Origin of the sequence: Halobacillus rhizosphaerae (genome assembly GCF_046719735.1) — a bacterium.
Taxonomy (GTDB): domain Bacteria; phylum Bacillota; class Bacilli; order Bacillales; family Halobacillaceae; genus Halobacillus_B; species Halobacillus_B rhizosphaerae.
Genome location: NZ_JAUTWQ010000050.1, coordinates 1 through 4,376, shown reverse-complemented (window position 1 = coordinate 4,376; position 4,376 = coordinate 1). Strand labels below are relative to the sequence as shown.

The window sequence follows — 4,376 nt, the reverse complement described above, 5'->3', positions numbered from 1 at the left end:
TGAACCGTACGCTCTAGCCAGCTGAGCTACACCGCCATAGTGTGTCTTTCAAAGTCACAAGCATTATAGTACACCATGTAAAAAAACATGTCAACGAAAATATAAATTTTAAGACTAGTCTGTTAATTCGATAGGGAATAGGGGAGTATTTTGGATAGTCTTCCACGTGCTCAGGAATGATTTTGTAGAAAGGGCATTTTTTCATAAGAAAAGAATCGAAGTTTTTGTTACTGCTCTCCTGTTGTTTTGACAAAATGCTTGTCTGCCGTGTGATTAAATAGGTCATAACAAAGAAGGAGTGGTGTTTAATGTTAGGGACAGTGTTGAAGCGCGGGGGGCGTCAAGCAGAAATCAGAGGATCGGCTATTAATAAGGGGATTCAAAAATCTTCTTTAGCTCTTATAACATTTATGGCGAACAAAGGAATCTTTCATATGTTGTTATCTCTTCTATTAGGAAGAGCGATTATTTTATCTTCGATGGCTCCGTTCGGAGTGGCGTTCCTAGCCGTGATATGGTGGCTGCGCCGTCCGCTGGTAATCCCTGTAACCGTCATAATGGCAGCCGGAGCTTCTACATACAGCTTTGGACATGGCGGTTTTATACTAGGAGCGTCAGTTACCTTCCTGCTCCTAAGTGCTGCTTTACATAAAGTGAAGCAGCCGCAAAAGTGGCTCCCCACCATGGCCCTGATCGCCAGTTTAATTCCAAGGACCGCCAGCCTAGCCTTCTTAGATCGCTGGCATCTCTACGAAATTATTCTAATGGCGGCGGAAGGCATTCTGAGTTTTATACTTGTACTTATCTTTATGCAGAGCCTGCCGCTCTTATCACCACAGAAATATCATCCAACGTTAAAGAATGAAGAAATTGTGTGCTTAATTATCCTGCTTGCCTCTGTACTTACAGGTATGATCGGCTGGGAGATTCAAGGTGTACCGATGGTTGATATTTTCTCGCGTTATTTAGTTATATTACTAGCTTATATTGCCGGGGCAGCCATAGGATCTACGGTTGGAGTCGTGACTGGCCTCGTTTTAAGTTTATCTAGTGTCGACCATTTATATCAAATGAGTTTACTAGCTTTTTCTGGGTTACTGGGGGGGCTGCTTAAAGAAGGGAAAAAAATCGGGGTCAGTGCCGGTCTTATTGTCGGTACGCTTTTAATTGGATTTTATATAGACAATGGCGGAAGTTTACCCGAATCCATGTGGGCATCCTTATGGGCGGTAACTTTATTTGTGCTGACACCAAATGAATGGGTGAAGCAGCTTTCGCGATATGTTCCGGGGACTGATGAACACCACCAGGAGCAGCAGAAATATTTACAGAAGGTGCGTGATGTAACGGCAGTTCGAGTCGGAAAATTTTCTGATGTTTTCCAGGCTCTATCGAAAAGCTTTAATCATTTTGATCTTATAAAGGAGGAAGATAGTGACTCGCAGGAAATTGACTATTTTTTAAGTCATGTCACGGAAAAGACGTGCCAATCCTGCTTTAAAAAGGAGAAATGCTGGGTCAATCAATTTGACCAGACCCACGATTTAATGACGGATCTCATGTTTGAAATCGATGAAAAGGGGGAGCCGAGCCGCATTCTACGTAAGTCCGTGGATCAATATTGTGTGAAATCACAAAAACTGGTGGATACCATGAAGCATGAGTTATCTTTCTACCATGCGAATAAACAATTAAAAAGACAAGTCCTGGAGAGCAGAAGGTTTGTAGCGGAACAGCTGCAGGGCGTTTCGGAGGTGATGGATAATTTCGCTAAAGAAATTGTAAAAGAGCGGGAACATCATGAGCATAAGGAACAGGTCATTCACAATGCCCTTGACCGTATGGGCCTCCATGTACAGAAACTTGAGATCTACACATTGGATGCCGGGAATATAGATTTAGAACTTATTATTGATATTGAGAATTATAGAGGGGAAGGGGTCAAAGTTATTGCACCAGTCCTTTCGGATATATTAGGAGAAACAATCGTGGTGACGATGGAAGAGATTTCTCCGTATCCACAGGCAAGGTGTTATTTAACCTTTGGATCAGCTAAGCATTATTCCATTGAATCAGGCGTTGCCCACGCCGCTAAAGGAGGGGGATTTGTATCCGGAGACAGCTATTCGATGATGGAGCTTGGAAGGGGGAAATACGCGCTAGCCATCAGCGACGGAATGGGAAATGGGCAGAGAGCTCATGAAGAAAGCATGGAAACCCTCAGGCTGCTCAAACAAATTTTACAATCGGGGATTCAGGAGTCTGTAGCGATCCAATCGATTAATTCGATTTTATCGTTAAGAACGAGTGATGAAATTTTCTCTACGTTAGACCTGGCAGTTATCGATTTGCATCAAGCAACTTCCAAGTTTATTAAAATCGGCAGTACACCAAGTTTCATCAAAAGGGGGTCGCAAATCTTTGCGGTAGAGGCAGGGAATCTGCCGATGGGAATCATTACAGACGTGGAAGTAGACACCACGAGTGAACAGTTAATGGAGGGTGACCTTCTTATTATGGTAAGTGACGGCATTTTAGAAGGACCGAAACATATAGAAAATGTGGAGGTGTGGCTGAAGAGAAAAATACGTGAATTGAATAGTAATGATCCACAGGAGGTGGCGGATTTATTATTAGAAGAAGCGATCCGAACACAAGGATCGATAGAAGATGACATGACGGTACTGGTCGCTCGGATTGACCGATATATGCCGGAATGGTCATCCATACCGACAGAGAAAAAACAAGCCTAGCAAGAGTATATTATTCCTCCTTTTCGGCGATGATGGGGACAAGGAAACAGGAGGGATAAACGATGAAATTAGGCAGACTTAAACAAATTCTGTTATTAACAGATGGCTGCTCAAACCACGGCGAAGATCCAATTGCTGTCGCAGCTCTTGCTAGAAATCAGGGGGTAACGGTAAATGTCATTGGGGTTCTTGATGATCGACAAAATGGCCAGCCGCAGGGAATAGAAGAAGTGGAGGCCATTGCCGAGGCTGGCGGCGGTGTCAGTCAAATTGTTTATCAAAAAAGTTTGTCCCAAACCGTTCAAATGGTGACGAGACAGGCGATGACTCAAACCATACATGATGTAGTGAATAAAGAGCTGCAGCAGATCTTAGGTAAAGAGCAGTCTATTGAAGAGCTGCCGCCTGAAAAAAGAGGCGAAGTAGTGGAGGTCGTCGATGATTTAGGTGAGAAATGTGATCTTGAAGTTCTGGTGCTTGTCGATACGAGCGCAAGTATGCATCATAAGCTCCCGACCGTAAAGGAAGCTCTCTATGATCTTTCTCTCAGCTTAAATGCCAGAACAGGTTCAAATCAATTTAGTGTTTATGTATTCCCTGACCTAAAGAGGTCGATTCGCAAAATGATCGACTGGACTCCTGAACTAGGCAGGATTAATAATATATTCAACAAGTTGACCAGCGGAGGCTATACACCAACCGGCCCTGCTCTTAAAGAAGCTTTATACTCGTTTACTGAAAAACCGCTGATCCGGGAATTTCAAGATGAGGAAGACCCTTATGAAGAAACCGGATTTTAATATAGCAGCAGGGGCTGTTTTAACCGGGAAATGGAACAGCCGCTCCTACCAGATTATTAGAAAGCTTGGATCGGGCGCATGTGGCACCGTCTATTTGTGTCAATCTCATGGGGAAAGGTATGCCCTGAAGGTTGGACAGGATAGCTCGCGAATGATGCTGGAAGTGAATATGCTCAAGAAATTCAGCAAGGTCCAAGGGGTAAAGCTTGGACCTGATTTTGTTGATGTCGATGATTGGGTGGGACCACGAGCGCAAATTTACCCTTTTTATGTAATGGAATACATCCAAGGCCAGTCATTGCCCTCCTTTTTAAAGGGAAAAGCAAACGAATGGATCGGGCTGTTTGCTGTGCAATTACTTTCAGACCTTGAACATCTTCACAAAGCCGGCTATGCATTTGGCGACTTAAAGACGGATAACCTGCTTGTATCAGCTTCCAGGGTCCGTTTGATTGACGTGGGAGGAGTCACCCATTTTGATCGAGCGATTAAGGAATTCACTGAATTTTATGATCGAGGATATTGGGAAATGGGATCAAGACGGGCAGATGCTCGTTATGACCTATTCGCTCTGACCATGATTATGCTCGAAATGGCTTACCCAGCTAAATTTGAAAAAGGTAAAAATGCAAAGAAGACGTTGGAAACGAATCTCCTTCATGCCGTGGTTCTGAAACCTTACCAGAAAATTATTTTAAATTGCTGGCAGGGAGGATATTCCTCTGCCACGGATATGAAAGACGACTTAGCCAACTTGTTAATGAAGCGTACTCAGACCAAGAGTCCGAAGCGGTCGCAGCTCCGGAAGAAACGGGAGTCTATG

The 4,376-nt window shown here is 43.8% G+C and carries 3 protein-coding genes; all 3 read left to right on the top strand.

Going from position 1 to position 4,376, the window contains the following annotated elements:
- The first annotated feature begins 308 nt into the window (after positions 1-308).
- A complete protein-coding gene (gene spoIIE / locus Q7A53_RS21640) occupies positions 309-2,753 on the top strand; it encodes a stage II sporulation protein E (protein WP_411791289.1) in 2,445 nt (814 codons plus the stop codon).
- Positions 2,754-2,815: 62 nt separating this feature from the next.
- On the top strand, positions 2,816-3,553 hold the full coding sequence (locus tag Q7A53_RS21635; protein WP_411791288.1) for a vWA domain-containing protein: 738 nt from the start codon (positions 2,816-2,818) through the stop codon (positions 3,551-3,553).
- Positions 3,534-4,376, top strand: an 843-nt coding sequence (locus Q7A53_RS21630; protein ID WP_411791287.1) for a serine/threonine protein kinase, incomplete at its 3' end; no start/stop codon positions are given. The genes Q7A53_RS21635 and Q7A53_RS21630, both read left to right, overlap by 20 nt.

Coding starts and splice junctions, on each gene's coding strand:
- spoIIE (WP_411791289.1), top strand. CDS start 309: ATGTTAGGGACAGTGTTGAAGCGCGGGGGGCGTCAAGCAGAAATCAGA.
- Q7A53_RS21635 (WP_411791288.1), top strand. CDS start 2,816: ATGAAATTAGGCAGACTTAAACAAATTCTGTTATTAACAGATGGCTGC.